The sequence below is a fragment of the Pseudolactococcus piscium genome (assembly GCF_002441695.1).
GTDB classification, from domain to species: domain Bacteria; phylum Bacillota; class Bacilli; order Lactobacillales; family Streptococcaceae; genus Pseudolactococcus; species Pseudolactococcus piscium.
Map to the genome: position 1 here is coordinate 48,484 of NZ_JXJW01000004.1, position 24,089 is coordinate 72,572.

The 24,089-nt window shown below is 40.4% G+C and carries 20 protein-coding genes, 2 tRNA genes and 1 riboswitch; of the genes, 2 read left to right on the plus strand and 20 right to left on the minus strand.

The window, feature by feature from the left end; genetic code table 11:
* Positions 1-60: 60 nt before the first annotated feature.
* The 11 genes from treP to RU86_RS02995 form a co-directional block, all read right to left on the minus strand.
* Positions 61-2,094: a PTS system trehalose-specific EIIBC component gene (gene treP, locus RU86_RS02945; RefSeq protein WP_096813986.1), complete on the minus strand. Its 2,034-nt coding sequence runs from the start codon at positions 2,092-2,094 to the stop codon at positions 61-63.
* A 298-nt stretch (positions 2,095-2,392) separates the two neighbouring features.
* Entirely contained in the window at positions 2,393-3,427 is a 1,035-nt protein-coding gene (locus RU86_RS02950) for a Gfo/Idh/MocA family protein (protein WP_096813987.1), read from the minus strand.
* Positions 3,428-3,536: 109 nt separating this feature from the next.
* Positions 3,537-4,505, minus strand: coding sequence for a sugar phosphate isomerase/epimerase family protein (locus RU86_RS02955; RefSeq protein WP_096813988.1), 969 nt, complete (start codon positions 4,503-4,505; stop codon positions 3,537-3,539).
* Positions 4,502-5,215, minus strand: coding sequence for a ThuA domain-containing protein (locus tag RU86_RS02960; RefSeq protein WP_096813989.1), 714 nt, complete (start codon positions 5,213-5,215; stop codon positions 4,502-4,504). The genes RU86_RS02955 and RU86_RS02960 overlap by 4 nt, the downstream gene beginning before the upstream one ends.
* 37 nt (positions 5,216-5,252) lie before the next feature.
* A complete protein-coding gene (locus tag RU86_RS02965) occupies positions 5,253-6,323 on the minus strand; it encodes a Gfo/Idh/MocA family protein (protein ID WP_096813990.1) in 1,071 nt (356 codons plus the stop codon).
* A gap of 133 nt (positions 6,324-6,456) precedes the next feature.
* On the minus strand, positions 6,457-7,335 hold the full coding sequence (locus tag RU86_RS02970) for an AraC family transcriptional regulator (protein ID WP_096813991.1): 879 nt from the start codon (positions 7,333-7,335) through the stop codon (positions 6,457-6,459).
* An 81-nt stretch (positions 7,336-7,416) separates the two neighbouring features.
* On the minus strand, positions 7,417-8,265 hold the full coding sequence (locus tag RU86_RS02975) for a carbohydrate ABC transporter permease (protein ID WP_096813992.1): 849 nt from the start codon (positions 8,263-8,265) through the stop codon (positions 7,417-7,419).
* On the minus strand, positions 8,262-9,176 hold the full coding sequence (locus tag RU86_RS02980; RefSeq protein ID WP_047915920.1) for a carbohydrate ABC transporter permease: 915 nt from the start codon (positions 9,174-9,176) through the stop codon (positions 8,262-8,264). The genes RU86_RS02975 and RU86_RS02980 overlap by 4 nt, the downstream gene beginning before the upstream one ends.
* Positions 9,177-9,364: 188 nt before the next feature.
* Positions 9,365-10,861, minus strand: a complete 1,497-nt coding sequence (locus RU86_RS02985) for an ABC transporter substrate-binding protein (protein WP_096813993.1) — start codon at positions 10,859-10,861, stop codon at positions 9,365-9,367.
* A 389-nt stretch (positions 10,862-11,250) separates the two neighbouring features.
* A complete protein-coding gene (locus RU86_RS02990) occupies positions 11,251-12,240 on the minus strand; it encodes a LacI family DNA-binding transcriptional regulator (protein ID WP_096813994.1) in 990 nt (329 codons plus the stop codon).
* Between the two features lie 120 nt (positions 12,241-12,360).
* Positions 12,361-13,236, minus strand: coding sequence for a Cof-type HAD-IIB family hydrolase (locus tag RU86_RS02995; RefSeq protein ID WP_096813995.1), 876 nt, complete (start codon positions 13,234-13,236; stop codon positions 12,361-12,363).
* A gap of 177 nt (positions 13,237-13,413) precedes the next feature.
* Between RU86_RS02995 and treR the strand changes: the two genes are divergently transcribed.
* Positions 13,414-14,130: a trehalose operon repressor gene (treR, locus tag RU86_RS03000; RefSeq protein ID WP_096813996.1), complete on the plus strand. Its 717-nt coding sequence runs from the start codon at positions 13,414-13,416 to the stop codon at positions 14,128-14,130.
* A 170-nt stretch (positions 14,131-14,300) separates the two neighbouring features.
* Positions 14,301-15,629, plus strand: coding sequence for a H2O-forming NADH oxidase (gene nox / locus RU86_RS03005; RefSeq protein ID WP_096813997.1), 1,329 nt, complete (start codon positions 14,301-14,303; stop codon positions 15,627-15,629).
* Between the two features lie 71 nt (positions 15,630-15,700).
* Here the strand turns inward: nox and RU86_RS03010 are convergent, their stop codons facing one another.
* The 9 genes from RU86_RS03010 to RU86_RS03050 all read right to left on the minus strand — a co-directional run bounded on the left by RU86_RS03010 (position 15,701) and on the right by RU86_RS03050 (position 23,879).
* The gene (locus RU86_RS03010; RefSeq protein WP_096813998.1) at positions 15,701-16,483 is read right to left on the minus strand and encodes a PHP domain-containing protein; all 783 of its coding nucleotides are present in this window, start codon (positions 16,481-16,483) and stop codon (positions 15,701-15,703) included.
* 44 nt (positions 16,484-16,527) lie between these two features.
* Positions 16,528-18,900 (minus strand): phenylalanine--tRNA ligase subunit beta, encoded by a 2,373-nt coding sequence (gene pheT, locus RU86_RS03015; RefSeq protein ID WP_096813999.1) that lies wholly within the window; start codon positions 18,898-18,900, stop codon positions 16,528-16,530.
* 14 nt (positions 18,901-18,914) lie between these two features.
* Positions 18,915-19,955 carry a phenylalanine--tRNA ligase subunit alpha gene (gene pheS, locus RU86_RS03020; protein WP_096814000.1) on the minus strand — a complete coding sequence of 347 codons (1,041 nt, stop codon included), beginning with the start codon at positions 19,953-19,955 and terminating at the stop codon, positions 18,915-18,917.
* A gap of 338 nt (positions 19,956-20,293) precedes the next feature.
* A complete protein-coding gene (locus tag RU86_RS03025) occupies positions 20,294-21,565 on the minus strand; it encodes a nucleobase:cation symporter-2 family protein (protein ID WP_096814001.1) in 1,272 nt (423 codons plus the stop codon).
* Positions 21,565-22,146 (minus strand): xanthine phosphoribosyltransferase, encoded by a 582-nt coding sequence (locus tag RU86_RS03030; RefSeq protein WP_096814053.1) that lies wholly within the window; start codon positions 22,144-22,146, stop codon positions 21,565-21,567. Before RU86_RS03030 ends, RU86_RS03025 begins: the two co-directional genes overlap by 1 nt.
* 44 nt (positions 22,147-22,190) lie before the next feature.
* Positions 22,191-22,286, minus strand: a riboswitch (purine riboswitch).
* 25 nt (positions 22,287-22,311) lie between these two features.
* Positions 22,312-22,384, minus strand: a tRNA-Thr gene (locus tag RU86_RS03035).
* Between the two features lie 44 nt (positions 22,385-22,428).
* Positions 22,429-22,501, minus strand: a tRNA-Thr gene (locus RU86_RS03040).
* A 151-nt stretch (positions 22,502-22,652) separates the two neighbouring features.
* Positions 22,653-23,411: a DUF1803 domain-containing protein gene (locus RU86_RS03045; protein WP_096814002.1), complete on the minus strand. Its 759-nt coding sequence runs from the start codon at positions 23,409-23,411 to the stop codon at positions 22,653-22,655.
* Between the two features lie 225 nt (positions 23,412-23,636).
* On the minus strand, positions 23,637-23,879 hold the full coding sequence (locus RU86_RS03050; RefSeq protein WP_047915930.1) for a type B 50S ribosomal protein L31: 243 nt from the start codon (positions 23,877-23,879) through the stop codon (positions 23,637-23,639).
* Positions 23,880-24,089: the final 210 nt, after the last annotated feature.

Sequence of the window (24,089 nt, forward strand, 5' to 3'; positions counted from 1 at the left end):
AATTAACAAAAGGGCGTTCTCCTTGCGGTTAGCCCCTTTATCATTTACTTGTACTTGTTCTTATCGTTTAGTGGCAGTCATGATCCCTTCACCTGCCAACGTCGCATGTGGCACCTGCCCTAGTAAATCTGCTTGAAAACTATCTTGATTTGTCACAATAACTGGTGTTTCGATGACAAATCCTTGATTTTTGATGAAGTCGATATCAAATGTCAGTAATTTCTGACCTTTTATGACATGATCACCTTGCGCAACAAAGGTTTCAAAGCCTTTACCTGCTAAGGAAACAGTGTCCATACCGATATGAATCAGCACTTCTACACCGGCATCAGAAATGAGGCCAATCGCATGTTTAGTTGGAAAGACAGCTGATACGACCCCAGCAAAGGGGGCTGATAACAGGCCTTCAGAAGGTAGGATAACCACACCCTCACCCATCATACCCTCACTAAAGACAGGATCGCTAGCAGTTGAGAGTGCCCGTACCTCTCCTTTTAAGGGGCTAGCAATCTCAACTGTCGTCCCGATAGCTGTTCCCGCTTTTGCGGCACTTTCTAAAGCATCAAGCGTTGCATCCTGTTCAGATAAGTTTACTGCGCCAGCACCTACTCTGTCAAGTTTATTAAAAATACCCGCTTGACGGAAGAAGAAGGTCAATACGATTGGTACAACTAGTGCGATTAACATTGGCAATAAGAATTTCAACATGTCTTCACCACGAATGGCTAGAATACCAGGCAGTCCACCAACACCAATCGAGTTAGCCCGAACACCCATGAACGTAGAGACCATGCCTGCGATACCTGATCCTATCATGGCAGCGACAAAGGGATAGAGGTATTTTAAGTTAATCCCGAACATGGCTGGTTCAGTTACCCCTAACCATGCTGAAATCGTAGATGGCACTGAAATTTCTGCTTCTTTTTTGTTCTTTTTATGGAGAAGATAAACAGCAAATACTGATGCACCTTGGGCGATATTAGACAGATCGATCAATGGCCACAAATTGGTTGAGCCATAATCGGCAATCAACTGGGCATCAATGGCTAATGTTGTATGATGCAAGCCTGTAATCACGAGTGGAGCATAAAGAATACCAAAGACACCACCGAATAACCAAGCAAGAGAGGACGTTAGCCCTGTATTCACCACAAAGGAAATCCCTTGTCCAATTTTCCAACCGATCGGGCCAATGATTGCGTGAGCCGCAATGATTGTTGGCAATAGTGAGAATAAAGGTACAAAAATCATAGAAATAGCTTCTGGAATGTGTTTTCTAAAGAAACGTTCTAAATAGGCTAATAAGAACCCTGCTGCCATAGCAGGAATAACTTGCGCTTGGTAGCCGATTTTTTCTAGGGTAAAGAAGCCAAAGTCCCAAGTCCAATTTTTGGCAATTTCAGCAGCTGTCGTCCCATTTACAGCATAAGCATTTAAAAGCTGTGGTGAAACTAGGGTAATCCCAAGGACAATCCCCAAGATTTGCGTGGTGCCCATCTTACGGGTAACTGACCAGGTAATCCCAACTGGTAAGAAGTGGAAAATCGCTTCACCAGGCAACCATAGAAAACTATTGACACCATTCCAAAATGGTGAGACCTGCACGATTGTATTCCAAACTGGTTTACCTTCTGAAGTGACTTTTAATACGCCATCGACAGCAGCTTGACCTAAGGCTTGTATCTGCACACCTTCCAAAATATTACGGAAGCCTAGGATAAGCCCCCCTACAATAATTGCTGGTAATAAGGGTGTAAAAATCTCAGACAAGGTACCAACTAATTTTTGAATAACATTTTGATTGGTCTTAGCAGCTGACTTGGCAGCTTCTTTTGAGACACCTTCTATCCCACTGATTGCTGAAAAGTCATTATAAAAGTCAGCAACGTCATTGCCGATGATGACTTGAAATTGTCCGGCATTTGTAAACATGCCTTTGGTCGTTGAAATAGCTTCGATTCTTTTTTTGTCTGCTTTGTCATCATCGTTGAGCACAAAGCGCATGCGCGTTGCGCAGTGGGTTACTGCGGCAACATTTTCTTTCCCACCAATCGCGTCGAGCAGCTCCTTGGCTTGTTTTTCAAATTTTCCCATACGGGTCTCCTTTAAGATAGCATTATATAAATAAAAAAATGGCAGTTACAATACCTTTAACTTGTACGTACAAGTTACTTACAAATTCATTCTACCATAAAAAAAATATTTTGCAAGCGTTTTCTGTTTTTATTTTATATGTCTTTGTAATCATACATAAGCAGCAGTTTAACTTAGGAAAAATATGCTTATAATCAGGTATCTCTTCTTGAGATTAGCATGTGTCAAAAAAACGCTTATTGCAAATGCAACAACCGTTTTTCTAGTATGAAAATTTAGTGTACTTTATCAAATTAACTTATTTAACATCTTCAACCAGTGCAAAGACATCATCGATAAGCTGCAAGACTTTGCGAACTTGCTCATTTTTAACGATTGGGTGTGCACCATGTCTCATAACATCAAAGACATTCTGATAGAATGGGACAAAATCAGCAGGTATTGGCTTGATAGCATGTTTGAGCGTTGCTTCCTCGGATGGTGGTGCCATCGTCTTAGTCAGGCCAACACCGGCTTTGATTGGCTTAGGCGCAAGGACATCTGCTTTATTTGTTGCCACGACAAGTTCACCTGATAGATCCCAGTTTTCTATTTTCGCAGCACCATTTAGGCCTTTAACATACCAGCGCGGTAATTGACTATAGTTTGTCGTGCCCACTTCAATTAGGGCACGTATACCATTCTCAAATGTCAAATAAAGGATGAAGCCATCATCAACCTCATTGCCTAAAATATAGGAGAAGTCAGCTGACATCTGTTTGATGGGACTATCGATCAGCCACAATAGCTGATCGATTAGGTGGACACCCCAATCCAGCAACATGCCACCGCCATGCTTTGCCTGCTCTCGCCAGTCACCTGGTATACCATTTGCACCATGGACACGAGATTCAATCTGGAACAAATCACCTATTTGACCCGTTTGATACAGGTCTCGAATCACGAGAAAATCCGGATCCCAACGGCGATTTTGATGCACCATGAAGGTATTGCCAGTTTCCTTTGCAACCGCTAAGATATCATCGAGTTCTGCAACATTCATGGCAACAGGTTTCTCACAAATGACGTGCTTACCAGCATGAAGCGCGGCAATTGCTATCGTTTTATGGGCATCATTTGGCGTTGCGATTAATACCGCTTCCACTGTCTCATCAGCTAGGACACGTTCCAGACTATCATATACTTTAAGTCCCGCCTCACGCGCATTATCCTGGGCTGTTTGTGCAATATCATAAACCCCAACGACCTGCACAAGTTCACTCGGCATCAATTCCTTTTTATGATAACTCCCCATCCCACCGTAACCGATGATCACAAACTTAATCGCTGTCATTTTCTTACCTCTTTTATCCTATCTCTCTTTTAACTGTTATCAGTCCTAACGCGATGCTAAACTTATCTCACTTGCTCTGACTCGGGTCACCTAGGACTAATAAATTAGCTTATAACCACCATGGATTTGCTGGTTGATCCTGAATCATCACTGAACGTAAGTTTATGATCGCACGATTTAAGCCTTCATCAATCGACATGATCGGATCTTCATGTTCAATACTCAGCACATAATCGTAGCCATATATCCGCAATGCCGATACAATATCAGACCAGACTTTTAAGTCATGCCCACAGCCAACTGACCGGAAAGTCCAGGCGCGTGTTGCAACATTATCATACGGCTGCATATCAGTTAAACCATGCATATTGATATTGTCTTGATCCAAATAAGTATCCTTGGCATGGAAATGATGAATTGCGTTTTTTGATCCTAATATTTTTATGGCAGCGACTGGATCAATTCCTTGCCACCACAGATGGCTCGGATCGAGATTACACCCTATAGCGTCACCCGCTGCATCACGCAGTCTTAGCATCGTGTAAGGTGTATGTGCCAAGAAGCCACCATGTAACTCAATACCGATCTTAATTCCAGCAGCTGTTGCTTCCGTGTTGATCCCCTTCCAGTAAGGAATCAATTTGTTGTCCCATTGATAATTGTATGAATCATCATATTCTGTCGGCCAAGGTAGGACTGGCCAGTTGACATGGGTATCTGTTGCATTCCCACCTGCTACACCGGAAAAGCCATTCACAACGGGGACATGCATCAAACTTGCCAGTTTGATTGTTTTGCGTAGTAATTCATCCGCTTCTTTGGCAACATCAGCGAGTGGTGAAATCGGATTATTGTGGCAAGATAGGGCTGAAATTTCTAAATTTTTATCTGATAGTCTAGCCAAATAGTCTTTACGGGCATCACTAGATGCTAGTAATTTATCAATATCTAAGTGGGCATTACCCGGACTACCACCAGTGCCAATTTCGACAGTTTGCAAGCCTTTAGATGCGACTTCAGCTATCATCTCATCAAACGATAAGTTATTAAATAATGGGGTAAAAACGCCTAATTTCATGCCTTAATCTCCTTTTTTTCAAAATGACCATAACTTGGATAACGATTGCCTGTTGGGGCACAAAACGAAACAGCATTCTTGATGATACGCTGTACATTTCCATCATAGTAGCTTGGGTAGGTTTCATGACCTGGTTGGAAGTAGAAAATTTTGCCATTACCGCGTTTGTAGACACAGCCACTTCGGAAAATTTCACCGCCAGGATACCAGCTAACGAGGACCAACTCGTCAGGTGCTGGAATATCAAAGTGTTCACCATACATCTCTTCCATCTCCAAATCGATGAAGTCACCAATGCCCTGTGTAATCGGGTGTCCAGGATTAACATTCCAGATACGACAAGGCTGTTCGTCTTCTCGCCATTTCAAATCACATGATGTCCCCATCAATTTCTTGAATAGCTTGGAGAAATGACCTGAATGTAAGACAATCAACCCCATCCCTTCAAGGACACGTTGATGGACACGATCGACTATGCTATCTGCTACCTCGTCGTGGGCAATATGTCCCCACCATAGCAAGACATCAGTATTGGCTAAGATAGCCTCAGTTAAGCCGTGTTCGGGCTGATCCAAGGTTGCTGTTATGACCTCAAATTCATCTTGTAAAAATGAGGCTAGCTGCCCGTGTATGCCTTTCGGGTACATGCTACTCACTTTGGGATCCATCAATTCATGTCGATATTCATTCCATATGGTGACTTTAATCATTTGCTAACACTTTCTATGCTTTCTGCTGTCTAAACGACTATAAGAAGACGGGTTGACCAGTTTTAGCTGACTCATAGATACCTTCTAATATTTGTGTGACAACCAATGCTTGCTCGGGTTTAACGAGTGGGGCTGTATCATTAACCACAGCATCATACCAACTCTCAGCTTCATTAAAGGCAGGATCATCACCAGCACCATCATAGAAATCAACACCACCAGTTTCAAGCTCAATTTTTTTCTCGTAGAGCAAGCCATGTTCTTCACCATTAATGGTCAAGCCGTTATTCATGTCAGCACCAGCTTTTGTCCCCATCAAGGTTGTTTTGGCTTCTTTGACATCTAATGAGTTGATGGCCCAACTTGATTCAAGGTAGATGGTTGCCCCATTTTCCATGACAACAAAGCCAATCGCTGAGTCTTCTACTGTAAATTTTTCTGGATCCCATGGGCCCCATGCATTAGCCGCATTTTTAGTGCCAGATAATTTATGATAGGCATTACCAACCACATATTTAGGGATGTAGTTGTCCATCATCCAAAGCGTTAAATCAAGGGCATGTGTTCCGATATCGATCAATGGTCCGCCACCTTGGGCTGCTTCATCAAGGAAGACGCCCCAAGTTGGGACTGCGCGACGTCTGATGGCATGTGCTTTGGCTGTATAAACTTCACCAAGCTCGCCCGCCTCACAAATCGTATGTAGATATTGCGAATCTGTTCTGAACCGATTTTGATAGCCAATCGTTAGTTTTTTTCCTGTTCTTTTGGCTGCTTCTATCATCGCCTTAGCTTCTTCGGATGTTTTAGCCATTGGTTTTTCACACATCACATGGCAGCCAGCTTCCAAAGCGGCAATTGTTAACGGTGCATGTGACACATTAGGTGTTAGGACATGAACCGCATCTAACTCAAGTTTTAAGAGGTCTTGATAATCTGTAAAGACCAATGCGTCCTCAGTGCCAAATGCTTTTTTTGCTGCCTCAGCACGAGAAACTTCTAGGTCACAAAAAGCGACTAATTCAACGATAGCTAATTTTGAAAGTGCTGGTAAATGTTTCCCATTTGCGATACCACCGCACCCAATAATGCCAATTTTCAAGCTCATTTTATCCTCCATATCGCTGTATAAGCGTTTCATTTGATACCTTTATTTTAGTAAATTTTGCCACGCAATACTTCCCAATTCTCTAACAGAAAATTCCCAGATATTGCGCATCTTTTCTGAGTACTGAGATGCGCTATTTGATCCACCGTTTTGCCTGTAGTTGCTTTTGATATTGTAAGGGTGAGATGCCTTGTGATTTTTTAAAGACATGATGGAAGGTTTTCACACTTGAAAACCCTGCTTTATCAGCGACGTCTACCATGGGCAACCTTTCCTGACTCAAAATATATCTGGCTTGATCTAACCGATAATCACTTAGAAATTGAATAAAGGTTTGACCGATGTGTTTCTTGAAGAAACGCGTGAAATAGTAGGGACTAAAGCCGACCAGGTCACTAATTGTTTCAAGCGTGATATCTTCTTGAAAGTGGGTTTCAATGTAGCCAAATATTTTGTTAAGTAGCACTAAATCTTCCTTGTATTTAACTTCGGAATGGTTGAGCATTGGCTTACTTGCGTTGCCTTGCGGTAACTCCTCCAAAAACATACCTATGAGTTGCATCAGATAGCCCAGCTGCAAACAAGGTACAGCAAGTGAGCTGGATTGCGTTGTCTCAAATAGCTTATCTAGCAAGTCTGCTGCTGTCTGGGCTAGTGCATTTGGCCAGGACTTGCTACACGTTTGAGCTGTTTCAAATAAGGCGATTAATTGTGATTGGCTAATGCCTAATAGCTTCTCATCAAATATAGCCAAATCGAACTGGTAAACATAACGCGCACTATCAGGTGATGACAGAAATGAATGCGTTGCACCACTTGGAAAAATGATGAGTTCTTTTTCTGCTAACCCGATAATCTCATTTTGATAGGCAATATTGACACAGCCTTTTTTCACATAGATGATTTCCACTTCCTTATGAAAATGTGGAAAGCTAGCTAAGGTATTTTCATTCTCGAACATTTTCAAATTAATCGGACTGTCATATTCAACCAACTCGATGTATTTACTCATTGCCACTCCTATTTTTATTACTTACCTTGAGCCTATGCTATTTTCTATCACTCTATGATCATCAAACATGATCTAGCCCACCTATTTAACAGCGCCATCTGCCATCCCTTTAATAATTTGTTTTTGCAAGAAGATGAACAAGATAATAACTGGAATCACCGTGATCAAGACTGCTGGAAACATGAGATCCCATGGCACTGAATAGGGGCCATCTTTCATTTTTGCGTAATACAAGGCTAAGGTTAAGGTTTTGTGCTCAGAGTCCCCTAGTACTAGGAAAGGTAAGAGGTAGTCATTCCAAACCCACATGGCATTCAGGATGATAACTGTTACCGTAGTCGGTCTCACGAGTGGCATGACGATTTTAAAGTAGACTTGGAAGACATTTGCACCATCTATGATAGCAGCTTCTTCCAAGGATACTGGAACACTCTTCATAAAACCATGATAAAGGAAGGTTGACATGGCTAGACCAAAGCCACCATACATGATGATGAGGCCTGGAACATTTTTCAAGCCCACACTTTCAAACATCGAAATCAAGGGATACATCACTGCTTGAAACGGAATAAGCATGGATGCTGTGAAAACCAAGAGGATAATCATAGCCAGTTTGCTCTTCACACGCACCATCATCCATGCAGCGCTTGATGATAATAAGACGATGAAGGTAACTGCTAGGACTGTGATTAAGACAGTTAAAATAAATGACGGTAGCAAATTGATTTGCGTCATGGCATGTGAGATGTATTTAAAGGTAATCTCTTTTGGTAATGCCAAAGGGGAGTCCACAATTTCAGCTTGTGACTTAAAAGAATTCATGAACATAAAAGCAATCGGAAAGATTGTGACTAAGCCCATCACTAACAGGATGAGAAACATGAAAACCTTGCCTAATTTTTGACCTGCTGTTTCTACTGAATGGTTCATTGCATCTCCACCTCTTTACCTTTCAAAATAACAGTTTGCGTGATTGAAATTGCGGCCACAACTAAGAAGAAAATAACTGCTTCTGCTTGGGCAATACCATAGTTACCATTTGTATCACTTGTTACTTTTAGTACTTGTGCTGCTAACATCCTATAGCCCTGTGGTGCATTATTTGTCAAGGCAATATTTTGGTCGAGTAGCATGAAACATCTAGACAGGACAAGGAAGAAAACGATTGTAAAACTTGGGACCAACATCGGCACCGTGATTTTGAAAAATTTTTGGAAGGCATTGGCACCATCTATAGATGCCGCCTCATAATAATCATCTGAGATATTGGCTAATCCAGTCGTATAGATAACCATCATGTAGCCAGACATTTGCCAGACTGCCATGATCAAAATCGCAAACATCAGTTTATTCGGGTCTTTATCTGTCATGTAAGTCAAGAATTTAATCGGTAACACGCCATCTTTGCCAAATAATACTTTGGTAAAGATATTGTTAAAGATGAAAAGCCAGATAAAGCCGAGTGATAACCCGCCAAGCAAGTTAGGTAGGAAAAACGTGGCGCGAAAGATACCGACAGCTTTTCCGATAGCATTGACTAACAGCGCTTGTGCTAAGGCAACAATATTGACGGCAATAACAGCTAGAACAGTGAATTTCACTGAGAAAAAGAAGGCTGATCGGAATGACTCTTGTTTAAATGCAGCCAGGTAGTTTTTCAAGCCAACAAAGGCCTCGAAAGGATTTGTTGTCCGCCCATTGGCTCCCATGAAAAACGAGCCACGCCAACCAGTAAACGAATAGAAGATACCGATGATAAATGGCACCAAAACGACGATTAGGAAAACGGCAACAGCTGGCAAAACAAATGGAAAGAACCATTTTCTATATAATTTTGACATTAACTCACCTCATTTAGTTGGACCACAAGTCATGATAAGCATGTCACATATCGTACTTGTGATACCTATAGTATCTGAAATAGATAAAATTTCTACTTAAGTAATTAAGCCCTTGTTTTTAAAAATTAAATACCCATACTGCATCAACAATATGGGTACTCAATCTCTTTTTAAGACGTGGTACTTAATTATTTACCACTTTGCTCCTTAAAGTCTACCCAAGTTTTAACTGATTTATCAACGTAGTTGTCGTAGTCTTTTTCAGTCCAGTTCGCTTTGGTCATGTAATCTTTTTTCAAGACATCACCGATCGTATCATTAAATGAGCCAGGTGTCCCATCAAATGGATTACCAAGTGTTGGTCCCGCTGCAACGTAAGACGCAATTGCGTTGTTGAGTTTATTTGGAGAAGTCGTATCTTTCAAGTCATTGTACATGATGAATCCGGCTTCTTCTTTGAGGAATTTTTTACCTCTATCAGACGTATAAAGCCAAACTAGGAAGTCAGCTGCAATTTTTTGTTGTTTCTTGCTGACTTGTTTGTTAACGATAAAGTAGTTTGGTACGAATGCTGGAATCGTTGTATTAAACTGTTTGGCATCACGTCCTTTAACTTTGATATCGCTGTCTTGTACTGGCCATTTGATTGGGACTAAATCCATTGTGTCAATAATTTGTTTATTGATTTTTAACAAGTTTGGATAAATCCAGTTACCTTGTTTCAGGAATACCCCTTTGTGGGCAACAAAGTTGGCAAGTGAGGCATCATAGCTGCCTGTTGCACTATCAATGAAGTCAGGACCACGTTTGACTGGGCCGTTTTTACCAGCCATATAAGAATATTCAAAGTCAAGCCCTTTGATTTCAGATTTCAATGCTGATTTGGCATCTTTAATCCCTTCATCTCCTTTAGCATAGTAAGCTTCAGAAACATTTTTAAAGACAGCATTCAAAGGAAGTGACACCCAGTGGTTTTGATAGGTCCAAATTTCAGCTCCAGATTCAACAAACACACCATTTAACTCTTTAGCTAATCCTTTTTTCTCTGAGGCAAGTGTATAAGGATGACCATTAACAGTTACCGTTGACACAGTGCCATCTTTGATGTAAGCATCAACTGCTTTGACAAATCCTTGCCATGCCTCGTAATTAGGTTCTGCTTTAAGGTCTGCTACCAAAGCATCTGTATCCCCCTCAAATAGATCTTTCAAGACAGTTTTATCTACTTGGTAGCCATAGCCTTCAATGTTATAAGGCAAGCCAAAGTTTTCCCCTTTTTTAGCTGTCAATCGCTGCGCGTCTGGAATTTCATCTGCTAGTTTCTTAAGTTTAGCATTATCAAGTTTGTTGATATCTTGCATGTAATCGCCAGAGTCAGGGCCCCAGTTTGTTAAGGTACCAGATGAGAAGATGGTTGGTGGTGTTTTCGAGCTAAATTCAGTTGTCTGTACTTCGTTACCATTTGTTGTGCCAACTGATAAAGTATACGTTTTAACCTTAATATTATTTTCTTTGCCGTATTCTTCAACTACTTTTTTCAAAGGATCTGCAATTTCTCCCTTGCCATTAAAGACATACAAGAAATCATCTCCACCACTTTTAGAACTTGCATTACCGCAAGCCGCTAGTGACGTTATCGCCGCAACTGTCAGCAAGCCCAACCCTAATTTTTGCCATCTCTTCATCGTATTCTCCTTCGATAAATGGGACTAGTCAATATGACAAGTCTGTTAAAAATTTTATGTCAACCGTTTTCATACTATGCAAAATTTTTTAACAATAGCAACTGATCATGATAGGAAACATGACTAGCCTATTGTCAAATAATTCTCCACAACCACCTACAATGCTGACCCTCCCTCCGAAAGCAAGCGCTTTCATTTCTTTATACTTGCATTTTACTATACTTATTTGACTATGTCAACCCTTTTCATAACTTGTATAAAATGGTAGCAAACTACTGCTGTGTCTGCAATATTTGCTAATAACCTATTATTTTTCTATTATAAAATATTTTTTTCACACATGGTAAATAGGGTATAAAAAAAATCCTTAAACTAGGATTTAAAATCGATTAAGCGGTACCCCTAATGATCAGCTTTGTTTTTAATTCTGGTTTTTCTGGCAAGGCCTTGTGTTCGATATGTGCAATCATGACTGTCGCTACATACTCTCCCAGCTCCTGAATTGGTTGGCGGATCGTCGTCAAACCCGGATATAATACATCAGCAATGGGTTGATCATCAAAGCCGATAATGGCAAGTGTTTCCGGTACTTTAATATTTAAAAGATGACATTGGCTTAAAATCCCAGATGCGACCTCGTCACTGATGACTAAAACCGCATCTGGTTTATTTTCACCCATTGCTAAAATATCCGTTAAGGTACTTCGACCATCACCTATTGATGCGCGACGTAACAAGACATAATCCCAGTTAAGGTCAATGTTAAATGCCGTTAGCGCTTCATGATAGCCTGCAAATCTAGGATCAACATGTATCCTACTTGGTTTATTAGCAGATACATAGGCTATTTTCCGATAGCCTTTAGACAGTAAATAGTAGGTCGCTTCATACGTTGCCTTTTTTTCATCAATCCGGATAAGCGGAATATCCTTATCACCGAGATAACGATTACAAACAACGATTTTACCACTCTCAATCAACTTTAATACCTCAGGACTATCATTGTCAAGACTGGTCATGATCAAGCCATCCAGTTGTCGTTTTTTTAGCATTTCAATAAATTTTTGTTCCCGATCAGCTTCTTCTAAAGTCTGCAAAACAACAATTTGATAGCCAGCTTGATAGGCTACTTTCTCAATTGCATCTACCAAATAGGTAAAAAAAGGGTTGGTCACAAAAGAGATGATGACCCCGATCAGTTTTGTCCCTTTTCCCCTTAACTGCTGCGCGACATTATTAGGATAGTAGTCTAGCTCTCTCATCACGTCAAAAATTTTCTTTTTTGCTTTATCCGATACATAAGGATGATCATTAATTGCTCTAGAAATGGTTGTGATGGAATACCCTGTTTTTTCTGCTACATCACTTATTTTCGCCATATTTTGCCTCTTCTCCGATTACTTGTTGTCAATACATAGCTTTATTATAGCTAAATAACTCAGAAAAGTGTCAGCTAACTGATATCGTTTTCAGTTTTTACGCAAAAAAAAAAANCTCGTTTATTGCCATTCTCCAGCTAAGATATGTGTTATCGCATGTGCCACACCATTATCTGTGTTTGTCAAGGTGACTCGCTTAGCAACTGTTTTAACTGCCGCTTCAGCATTCTCCATAGCGATACTAAGTCCCACAGCTTCTAGCATACTGACATCGTTAAAGTTATCGCCCAGAGCAGCGACATGCTGCAAAGAAACCCCTAGCATATCTGTCATTTTTTCAAGTGATGCACCCTTATGCGCCTCTATATGATTGACTTCGATGTTATTAGCACCTGAGGAAGTGACATGTAAGCCCCCAATTTGGGCTAATTCTGCCTTAGCTAAACGCAAATTAGCGCCATTAACTTCCCCTATAGCAAATACTTTCAGTACTTTAATTTCAGGATTTTCCAATACTGAGTCAAAACTGTCAACATGTGAAATAGGTAAAGTCGACATATGACTTTTAGCATTCTCAAATGCTTGCGCTTCTGATAAGTTGGGAGAGATACTTTTTAACCAATTGGCTACGCTGGCAATTCTATCGGCTAAATTTTCAGTAAACCCACCTTGATTGGTAAATAACTCAAAATAAATCTGATGTTGCCGTAAAACAGGGATTATCTTAGCTATTTTGTCCGTTTCGATAGCAAGTGTAAAGGTATTTTGTCCAGTTGCATCGAAAATCTGTGCACCGTTTGAGGTAATGAATCGACACCTAATATTTGCGGCATCCAAGATTGGTTTTGCTTCTTCAATAGCACGACCTGTTGCCACAACAAATTCAATACCAGCAGCCTGCGCTTTTTTGATCGCTGTGATGTTGGCTTCAGAAATTTCCATTTCACCATTTAGCAAGGTACCATCCATATCTGATGCAATCAGTTGTATCATCATTTTCTCCTCTAGAAATTGTTTTTAGTTATGTCTATTTGCTGACTATCTGTTTAAATAAAAAAAAGATAAGGCATGAACACCCCAATGCTTGCTTGTTTTTTAGAAAATATCCTTATTTATAAAACGTTTACATCTTATTCTACCATATTTCGAGTTGATTTTTGGTAAAATATAGGTATGAAAAAATATGAAAAAATTTTATATGAGTTAGAAGATAAGATAAAAAACAAGGCATTCAAAGAAAATGAACTCCTACCGAGTGAGAACGAATTGGTCAAGTACTACGATGCAAGCCGTGCAACTGTCCGACAAGCTTTAAACATATTAGAGGAGAAAGGCTTAATTCAGAAGCAAAAAGGACGTGGATCCGTTGTGATTGCCTCAAGCAAGCTCAACTTTCCCATATCTGGATTGACGAGTTATAAAGAATTACAGGCATCCTTGGGTTTTGAAAGCATTACACATGTTGTGGTTTTTGAAAAGCTAATCATCGATCAGGAATTAGCCAATCAAACTCTTTTTAAAAAAGGGACTGCTGTTTGGCATATTCTACGTACTAGGCAGATTGATGGACAAGCTGTCGTCCTAGACCGTGATTTTATCAAGTATGCTATTGCGCCTGATATGACACGTGAGGTTGTTGCTGATTCTCTTTATCACTATCTTGAAAATCAACTTAATGTTGACATTTCTTTTGCACAAAAAGAAATCACGATTGATTTTGTCAATGATCAAGACAAAGTACTTCTAGATCTAAATCCGTTAGACAGACATGTTGTCAGTGTTAAAAGTCATGTCTTTCTGAATGATGCAACTATTTTTCAGTATACAGATAGTCGCCATCAGGTCGACAAATTTCAATTTACTGAATTTGCCAGACGGCAAAAACGCTAATTATTTTAGATAATATTGACTTTTTTAAATATTTCCAGACAAATTGTTTGCAATCGCTTCATTTTAGATTATAATAATAGGTGTTACACATATTGTTCAAACAATCACGATACAAATTCCAATCGATTTGTATCAAAAGTAGCTTAAAAAGAAAAGGAAGTTTACTACCTATGAAAACTGTTATTATCGGTTCAAATCACGCAGGGATTGCTGCTGCAAATACTCTTTTAGACAATTACCCGGGTAACGAAGTTGTCTTGATTGACCGCAATACTAACCTTAGCTATCTTGGCTGTGGTACAGCACTTTGGGTTGGCCGTCAAATCGACGGTTACGAAGGGCTCTTCTACACAAACAAAGAAGATTTTATCAAAAAAGGCGCTAAAATCTTCTTGCAATCAAGTGTGACTAACATTGACTTTGATGGTAAAGTTGTCCATTTTGAAGATGAATCTGGTAACCCAACAACAGAAAGCTATGACAAATTAGTTTTAGCGACAGGTAGTAAACCTATCGTGCCAAACATTCCTGGTAAAGACCTTGATGGGATTCATTTCCTAAAACTTTTCCAAGAAGGACAAGCTGTTGACCATGCTATGTCTTCTGAAGGTGTTAACACAGTTGCCGTTATCGGTGCTGGTTACATCGGTGTTGAGATTGCTGAAGCTGCTAAACGTCGTGGTAAAAACGTCCTCTTGTTTGACGCGATGCCAACTTCTCTTGCGTCATACTATGATCCTGAATTCACTGAACGTATGGATGCTAACCTTGAAAAACATGGTATTGAACTTCACTTTGGTGAGCTTGCAACTGAATACAAAGGTGACACACGTGTGACACAACTTGTTACTGATAAAGGTAGCTATGATGTTGATATGGTCATTAATGCGATTGGCTTCACAGCTAATTCTGATCTTGGTCGTGAACATTTGGATACATTCAGAAATGGTGCTTACCTTGTTGATAGTCATCAAAAAACAAGCGACGACAGTGTTTACGCTGTTGGTGACTCAGCAACAATCTACTCAAACGCCCTAGAAGCAACAACTTATATCGCACTTGCAACAAATGCTGTACGTAGCGGTATCGTTGCTGGTCACAATATCGGTGGTACAGTTCTTGATGGTATCGGTGTACAAGGTAGTAATGGTATTTCTATCTTTGGTTACAACATGGTATCAACTGGTTTATCAGTAGCTGCTGCTGCGAAAAACAACATCGACGTCGAATACACTGACTATGAAGACTTACAAAAACCAGGTTTCATCAAAGAAAATGGTGCTGTTAAAATTCGTATCGTCTACGAAAAATCTTCTCGTCGCATTGTTGGTGCACAACTCGCTTCTACAGAAGATATCTCTGCTAATATTCATATGTTCAGCCTTGCAATCCAAGAGCATGTAACAATCGATAAATTGAAATTACTAGATATCTTCTTCTTACCACATTTCAACCAACCTTATAACTACATTACAATGGCTGCTTTAAAAGCTAAATAATACAACATAAAAAAGAACTAAATCAGCATGATTTAGCTCTTTTTTTGTATGCTATTTTTTAAGCAGGCACATCAGATATCACAGAATTCTCTGATACCATCATGAAAGATAACTAATTGGTCAACGCCTTGCACTTTTAACCATGGCTTCAACTCATCAAAGGCAAGTTGATAATGTGACAGGTTATGACCATCTGATCCTAGCGTAAACAATGTGCCACCCAGTTTTAAAACAAGTTCCAAGGCATAGGCATAGAGCGGTAGATGATGATACAAGTGTGTGGACTTGGCATTAATTTCAAATGCTAGGTCTGCAGCTATCATTTTTTGAAAGATAGCGAGTAATTGATCTTCATACTTTTCTAAATCAGAACGGCTGACATCAAATAGGCGAATGCCATAATCAAAATGCGCTAGGACGTCTGCTTGAATCAGATGATTACGGTCAATAGCCACACTTAACTCGGACAGATACTGGCTAAAGACAAGGTCAAAATCCATATCGGCAACACAATCATCCAAATAATCAAATTCCCCATTATGATGCACGGATAATAATTTCAGATCATATGCTTTGTCTGCTAGGTAGCTTACTATTTCAGCCTCTTTAGGCTGATAATAGCCGATTTCGATTCCTTTTAAGACACGGTTGCCATAGTCTTTATTTAGTTGGGCGATTTCAGATGCGTATTGTGCATAATCTGGGGCATCCGTTTGACCTGTCACTGGATTAGCCACATCAAAGTGTTCAGTCGTCACGACATAGCCTGTCGAATTTTCTAAATAATCGATGAAATCTGCTTGCGAATCATAAGAGAAATGCGTATGTAAATGTTGATCATAGTATATCGGCATGACGTTTTCCTTTCAAGAAAAACCTACAGCTGTAGGTTTTATCTTTATCTAATTTCAGCACCAAATTCAACTAGTTTTTTCGTAATTTTAGTCACTGCTGCTGTGATTTCATCATCAGTTAACTGATTGTCAGCTGATTGGAAAGTTAAGGTATAGGCTAACGATTTTTTATCGCTTGCCACATTTGCTCCCGTATAGACATCAAACAGGTCTGCCTTAATTAAGGTCTTAACTTTACTTGACGCGATCACATCTAGAATCGCTTGATTGGTCGTCACACGATCAACCAAAAGGGCGATATCACGTCTAGAGGCTTGGAATTTAGGAATATCAGTGAAAACAACTTGTTCTGGTAAATTAGCTAACAAGGCTGATAAATCCAGATTTGCCACATAAGTTTCAGAAATATCATAGGTTTTAGCCAGAGTTGGATGGACTTGACCTAGGAAACCAACTGCAACATCACCGATTAGAACACGAGCTGTACGACCAGGATGCAATTCAGCAATCGATTGGTCTGCTTCAAAACGGACGTTGTCAAATTGAAGTAATAGCGTTTCAACGATACCTTTAATCGTGTAAAAATCATAGGTCTTACCAGTAAGTGCAAAGGCAACTTGTGGTAATTCTGTAGGACGATTATCTGTTTCATTGCCAAGTTTAGCAAAGACTTGCCCAACTTCATAAAGGGCTAAGCTATCGTTGCCACGTGCTAAATTATAATGCACGATATCGAGAATCCCACTGATCAAATTCACTCTTAGGGTGCTACGTTCCTCACTCATCGGCATAGCAAGTGCTGTCAGATGTTCAGTCGGTAATTTTGTGAATTGCACTGCTTTTTCTGCCGTCGTCAGTGAATACGAGATGATTTCTGAAAGACCAGCACCTTCAAGTGTCGTGCGGACATCTCGTGCAAGTTGTTGTGCCTGTGTTAATTCACCGATTGTATTACCAGCTTGTGGTAGGGTATTTGGAATATTATCATAGCCATAAATTCGTGCCACTTCTTCTATCAAGTCAGCTTCTATGGCGATATCCCAACGACGTGGTGGTACTGTGACATCAAATGTTTCATCTGTAACAGTCGTCGTAAACCCAAGTCTATCAAAAATCGCAACAACTTCTGCTTGGTTAAGTGTCAAGCCAAGTGAGCGGTTAAGCTTAGCAAGGGTAATCGATACTGTCACATCTTTGGCAGTAAAGTCATTGCTAGATACGATACCTGAAGTCAACTCGCCACCTGCAAGTTCAACGATCATCGCTGCTGCATAGTCAAGTGCTGTCGTCACGTCTGCTTGGTTGATCCCTTTTTCAAATCGTGCACTTGATTCTGAGCGTAGGTTGAATTTTTGTGATGTCTTGCGAATACTTGTGCCTTGGAAAATGGCTGATTCTAGGGCAACAGTTGTTGTCTTAGCAGTCATTTCAGTCGTTTTACCACCCATGACACCAGCGAGGGCGACAGGTTGCCCAGCCACTGTAATGACGATATCATCAGTTGAAAGCTCCCGTTCGATATCATCTAAAGTCGTCATTTTTTCAGCTGGCTTAGCTTGACGAACGACAACTTTTTTCTCTTCAAATTGATCATAATCAAAGGCATGTAACGGTTGTCCGAAGTATAAGAGCACAAAGTTCGTCACATCAACGACATTGTTGATTGGGCGAATGCCTTCATTCATCAAGCGATTTTGCAACCACTGCGGACTTGGTGCAACGACTACATTTTCGATCAAGCGCAAATTATAAGTCAATGCCTTGTCTGTCTCTACTGCAACAGCAAGTTTATCACTGGTTTTAAGGCTAGACTCGCGCAAGACTTTTTCATCAAAGTTTACAGTTTTATTGTCATAGATGGCCGCAACTTCATGGGCCACACCACGCATAGACAATGCATCTGCACGGTTGGGTGTGATCGAGAGTTCAAGCACTTCATCATGCATCTCTAAATAATCAAAGATGTCGTCTCCGTTTGTTGCATCAGTTGGCAAATAATAGATGCCTTCGGCAAATGCTTTTGGTACAACATTTTCAGGGAAGCCAATCTCTTGGAGACTACAAATCATCCCAAGACTTTCGACACCACGGATTTTGCCTTTTTTGATTTTGTGATTACCAGCAATTCTCGCACCTGGTAAGGCAACGATGACCTTGATACCTGCTTTAATGTTTTCTGCGCCACAAACGATTTGTGTTGGTGCAGCTTCACCAATGTTGACTTGACAAATATTGAGGTGTGTTTCAGGTATTGCCTCAGTTGATAGGACTTCCCCGACAACTAATTTAGAGAGACCTGCTGAACGCACGTCAACACCCTCAACTTCAATCCCGCTCGTCGACATTTTTTCTGATAGGGCATGTGCTGGTACATCGATATTGACCAGTTCTTTTAACCACTTATATGATACTTGCATTGTCTTTCTTCTCCTTAACCAATAAACTGTTCTGATAGACGGGCATCTCCAAGATAAAAGCCACGAATATCATTAATGCCGTATCGTAACATGGCAATCCGTTCTTGTCCTAACCCGAAGGCAAAGCCTGAGTATTTTGTACTATCGATACCAGCCATCTCAAGGACATTTGGATGGACCATCCCTGCGCCTAATACTTCAATCCAACCAGTTGATTTACAGACATTACAGCCTTTACCGCCACACTTGAAACATGAGATGTCAGCTTCTACTGATGGCTCAGTAAATGGGAAATAACTTGGACGCAAGCGAATTTTGCGTTCCGCACCGAACATTTTTTTAACCAGCATATCAAGTGTGCCTTTAAGGTCACTCATGGCGATGTTTTCATCAATCACAAGTCCTTCTATTTGATGGAACTGATGACTATGCGTTGCATCATCTGTATCACGACGATAAACACGGCCCGGTGAGATCATTTTAAGGGGACCAGTCGCAAAGTCATGCGCATCCATGGTACGGGCTTGTACAGGGCTTGTATGCGTTCTCAGTAGCACTTCAGGTGTGATATAGAAAGTATCTTGCATATCACGCGCTGGATGATCTTTAGGCAGATTCATACGTTCAAAGTTATAGTAGTCAGTCTCGACTTCATAGCCATCAACGATTTTATAGCCCATGCCTAGGAAAATATCTTCGATTTCCTCTGTTGTTTGAGTCAGGATATGACGATTTCCTTTTGCTACTTTTTTACCAGGCAAAGTCACATCGAGCGATTCATTGGCTAATTTTTGGGTGATAATTGCTGCTTCAATCACAGCTTTTTTAGACTCTAGTAAGCCCGTGATTTCATCACGTAGCTCATTTGCAAGTGCCCCAATTTTTGGTCGTTCTTCATTTGTTAAGTCTTTCATCCCCTTAAGGATGTCTGTTAACTCACCTTTTTTGCCAAGTACAGCAACACGCAGGTCATTCAACGTTTTCTCATCAGCAATTTCTGCTAATTTAGCTAATGCTACTGTCCGCAATTCAGCGATTTTGTCTTGTAAACTCATAATTCCCTTTCAATATAAATACCGCAGTCCCACTCCATGTAAAGGAGCGAAAACCGCGGTACCATCCTAATTTCTAGATAAACATCTAGCTTAATTATCATTATTCAACTATTAACATGAAGTGAACTTCACAAACTTTCCCCTAAATGGGTCTCAGACATGCCCATTCTCTCTGTCAAGTTATCAGTTTGCTACTCTTTTCAATATACTTTAAATCATACTAAAATTTTAGGGGTCTGTCAATCTTTGTTACTTTACCCGACCTTTATTTCTGGTGCATCATACCCCCACTTTACTATCAAAAGCAGGGGTCGCTTTCTTGATTTTCTGATGCGGGATTACTTAATCTCTTTATGGTTAAAGACGATATTTAAGACGATGGCAACAAGTGTTGCGATGACGATCCCATTGTTCAAAAACATAGCGACGGTGGTAGGCAGTGCTTGAAAGAGGTTTGTGCCGTTAAAGCCAACACCTGCGGCAACTGACATTGCCGCAATCAAGAGATTATGCTCATTATTAAAATTAACTTGCCCTAACATACGAATCCCTTGAATCGTGACCATACCAAACATGACAAGCATGGCACCACCCAAAACAGGACTAGGGATGATTTGTGCGACGGCCCCAAACTTAGGGAGTAGGCCTAGTAAAACAAGAAAACCAGCTGTATAGAAAATCGGGCGTCGTGTCTTGATCCCTGATAGTTGGACTAAGCCAACATTTTGTGAAAATCCTGTATAGGGAAAAGTATTAAAGATACCACCTAAGGCAACGGCAAATCCTTCTGCACGGTAGCCATTTCTTAAACGTGTTTCTGTAATTTCCTCGCCTGTAATATCTGAAAGCGCCAGATAGACACCTGTTGACTCGACCATAGACACTAAAGAAATGATGGTCATCATCAAAATAGAGGATAAATCAAATATTGGTTTACCAAAGAAAAATGGGGTTGGCACATGTACGATAGGGGCTTGGGCAATCGGTGAGAAATCAACGATACCCATAAATACCGCAACAATCGTCCCAACAATCAGGCCGATTAAAATGGCGATTGAGCGAATGAAGCCTGTCGTCAGGGCATGAATGACTAAGATAATCAAGATGGTCAGGACTGCAAGTATGACACTGGATAGCTGTGGTTTAGGCACATTATTGCCCATGTTCCCCATCGCTACTGGCACCAAGGTCAGACCGATTGTCGTAATCACACTACCTGTGACGAGTGGCGGAAAGAATTTGCGTACTTTTGAAAACACACCAGAGATGAGGATGACGATAATCCCTGATACGATGATGGACCCAAATATGGCACCTGATCCCAGTTTTGCACCTATGATAGATAGGGGCGCTACCGATTGGAAGGCAACACCGAGGACAACGGGTAAGCCAATCCCAAAATATTTGTTGACCTGAAGTTGTAGGAATGTCGCAACACCACACATGAAGATATCTGTCGAGATCAAGTAGGTCAACTCTTTAGAGGAGTAACCGAGTGCACCAGCGATCATAATCGGCACGAGAATCGATCCTGAATACATGGCTAAGAGATGTTGCAAGCCTAAAACAGCCGACTTTGAGTGTTTCATTTCTTGGTTTTGATTAGTCATTAAAGGTCAGCCTCCGTGAACACGACTTGACCTTGATCAAATCCAGCGATTCTAGCCAAACTGAAAACAGGTATGCCAGTTTCTTCCACCAAGGCACGGCCAGTTTGAAATGATTTTTCAATCACAATACCGACACCAGAAATCCTTGTATTTGCAGCCTCTAAGATGCTGATCAAGCCAAGCGCAGCTTGCCCGTTAGCTAGAAAATCATCTATAACCAAGACATTGTCAGTTTCAGATAAAAATTTCCGAGAAATTTGGATCGTTGACGTGATTTTCTTGGTAAAAGAGTAAACATCTGCCGTTAAAAGTTCATCCGTCATGGTCACATTTTTTGCTTTTTTGGCAAAGATCATGGGTACATCGAGTTCTTCTGCGACATAGGCAGCAGGGACATTACCACTCGCTTCTATCGTCACCACTTTAGTGATACCTGCATCTTTGAACTTTTCCGCAAAGACTTTACCGATTTGACGCATCAACTTAGGGTCAACCTGATGGGTTAAAAAGCTATCGACTTTGAGAATGTCTGCACCTAAAACAGTGCCATCTTGCTTAATTCTTGAGATTAAAGAGTCCATATCCAACTTTCTAGAAATAAAAAAAACTTCACGCCAAAACGCAAAGAGACCTTCTCTTTGCTTATTGTTTGACATTACGGTATCAAGTAGAGACGCTCGACCAATTTCGAGCATAAATAAGCTAATATAATATGATAATAAGTTATGTAAAAAAATATCCTGTAATGCCAGAAATCAGAATCGAACTGACGACCTTCACCTTACCATGGTGCTGCTCTACCGACTGAGCTATTCCGGCAACTTGCTTGATGACACGAATAGGTATAGCATGATACCTGCTCATGCCGATTGTAGGAATCGAACCTGCGACCTGCTCGTTACGAGTGAGCTGCTCTACCAACTGAGCTAAATCGGCGAAGATAGCTTAACCTTTTTAGACCTTAGCCTATTCCCACTTAATCACCTATCGGTTCTGATCAAGTTAAGGCAAATAACATCTAAAAATGAAGCAATTCAACTACCTTTCTATTTTACCCAAATTTAGGGGTTTTGACAAGAATAAGTTGTCAAAGAGACATAAAATTTTCAACCTGTTCTCTTTGCTTGAGTTGTTCGGCGATAAATGCCTTTGGCGCATCAAAAGAAACCGTATCGAAGGTTTGATCGATAATGGGTAGCGCCGACTGATAATTATCTTCTGAAACTAAGTGAATATAACCAAATACGATCAGTGCCTGAACAAAAATATCAGGTTTTTTATTTTTAACAATATCCTTTTTCAGGAACTTCAAGAGAAAGGTTGTCATATATTTGAGTGCATATTCTGGATCAATATCCCCAATTAAATCAAATACCTCTTGTTCAACTACTGAAAGTGCTACGCGTTTCTCCACATGATAAAAATAATTGGCAAGGCTATCATCAGTTCGTGCAAAATTAGATGCTAGATGTAACTGAATTGAGTTTTTCTGATTTGACAGTGTCTGTTGCATTTGAGAAGCATTGAGTGCATCCATCAGCTCAGACCCTGCTTCCACAAAAAATGGGTCTGCAAAGACAAGTGTTTTGGGTACTGACACAGGTAAGTTAAGGGCAAAGTCTTCATCTCCAAACACTTGAAAGTTGTTGGTGTAGCGCTTATCAAGACGTGAAATAAGACCTGCTTGGACAAAGTTCTCGATTTGGCGTTCTAAATTCTTCTCACTGTTAAAAGCCGCTTTTATTTTTCGTAAGGTCACATCTTCATGACTTGCTAAAAATGCAATTAATGCCTGAAAAAATGGGGTTTCTGTAAGTTTGGTATGGTTAAATATTTTAATCGACATGTCGTAGACTTCCTATATATTCTAAATCATCTAGCGTGACTTTATTGCTAAGTAAGGGTTTTTGTAGACCTATGGCATGGCATCATACCCGTTTTTTACAGGGATAGCCTCGTTTTCTCGCCATTTTCCCAGGATAATCGTGACATAAAAAAAATGCGCTCAAGCGCACTTTTATAAACCGTAGCTGTGCTATCTTCACTTGCGCTCGATAGACAGTAACAAAACTTACAGGTTGTATTTTTTGTTGAAACGGTCCACACGGCCGTCGGCTTGTGTGAATTTAGCTTTACCAGTGTAGAATGGGTGTGAATCTGATGATGTTTCCACACGGATTAATGGGTAAGTGTTCCCATCTTCCCACTCAACAGTTTCTTTAGAGTTCTTAGTAGAACCGCTCAAGAATTTGTAGCCTGTTGAAGTATCCATAAATACAACTGGTCCATAATTAGGATGGATGTCTGCTTTCATGTTCGATATTTCCTTTCTGCCTTGGTCTGTTTGCCAGTCCAAAGTAATCAATACTAAGCTATTTTACCAAAAAAACGGCTGAGTTTCAAGTCCTAAATCTCATGATAGCCAGCTAATTTAGTAAACCCCAGTATAACAATCAACTTAAAGGGATTGGGACCATAAAACGAGAGCACACACCTAGTTTAAATCTGATTATTGACAAATAAC

Coding starts and splice junctions, on each gene's coding strand:
- RU86_RS02965 (WP_096813990.1), bottom strand. CDS start 6,323: ATGAGCTTGAAAATTGGCATTATTGGGTGCGGTGGTATCGCAAATGGG.
- RU86_RS02985 (WP_096813993.1), bottom strand. CDS start 10,861: ATGAAGAGATGGCAAAAATTAGGGTTGGGCTTGCTGACAGTTGCGGCG.
- treR (WP_096813996.1), top strand. CDS start 13,414: ATGAAAAAATATGAAAAAATTTTATATGAGTTAGAAGATAAGATAAAA.
- RU86_RS02960 (WP_096813989.1), bottom strand. CDS start 5,215: ATGATTAAAGTCACCATATGGAATGAATATCGACATGAATTGATGGAT.
- RU86_RS02995 (WP_096813995.1), bottom strand. CDS start 13,236: ATGATGATACAACTGATTGCATCAGATATGGATGGTACCTTGCTAAAT.
- nox (WP_096813997.1), top strand. CDS start 14,301: ATGAAAACTGTTATTATCGGTTCAAATCACGCAGGGATTGCTGCTGCA.
- RU86_RS03030 (WP_096814053.1), bottom strand. CDS start 22,146: ATGGACTCTTTAATCTCAAGAATTAAGCAAGATGGCACTGTTTTAGGT.
- RU86_RS02955 (WP_096813988.1), bottom strand. CDS start 4,505: ATGAAATTAGGCGTTTTTACCCCATTATTTAATAACTTATCGTTTGAT.
- RU86_RS02975 (WP_096813992.1), bottom strand. CDS start 8,265: ATGAACCATTCAGTAGAAACAGCAGGTCAAAAATTAGGCAAGGTTTTC.
- RU86_RS02970 (WP_096813991.1), bottom strand. CDS start 7,335: ATGAGTAAATACATCGAGTTGGTTGAATATGACAGTCCGATTAATTTG.
- RU86_RS03010 (WP_096813998.1), bottom strand. CDS start 16,483: ATGCCGATATACTATGATCAACATTTACATACGCATTTCTCTTATGAT.
- RU86_RS02990 (WP_096813994.1), bottom strand. CDS start 12,240: ATGGCGAAAATAAGTGATGTAGCAGAAAAAACAGGGTATTCCATCACA.
- pheS (WP_096814000.1), bottom strand. CDS start 19,955: ATGAGTTTACAAGACAAAATCGCTGAATTGCGGACAGTAGCATTAGCT.
- RU86_RS02950 (WP_096813987.1), bottom strand. CDS start 3,427: ATGACAGCGATTAAGTTTGTGATCATCGGTTACGGTGGGATGGGGAGT.
- RU86_RS02980 (WP_047915920.1), bottom strand. CDS start 9,176: ATGTCAAAATTATATAGAAAATGGTTCTTTCCATTTGTTTTGCCAGCT.
- treP (WP_096813986.1), bottom strand. CDS start 2,094: ATGGGAAAATTTGAAAAACAAGCCAAGGAGCTGCTCGACGCGATTGGT.
- RU86_RS03025 (WP_096814001.1), bottom strand. CDS start 21,565: ATGACTAATCAAAACCAAGAAATGAAACACTCAAAGTCGGCTGTTTTA.
- pheT (WP_096813999.1), bottom strand. CDS start 18,900: ATGCAAGTATCATATAAGTGGTTAAAAGAACTGGTCAATATCGATGTA.
- RU86_RS03050 (WP_047915930.1), bottom strand. CDS start 23,879: ATGAAAGCAGACATCCATCCTAATTATGGACCAGTTGTATTTATGGAT.
- RU86_RS03045 (WP_096814002.1), bottom strand. CDS start 23,411: ATGTCGATTAAAATATTTAACCATACCAAACTTACAGAAACCCCATTT.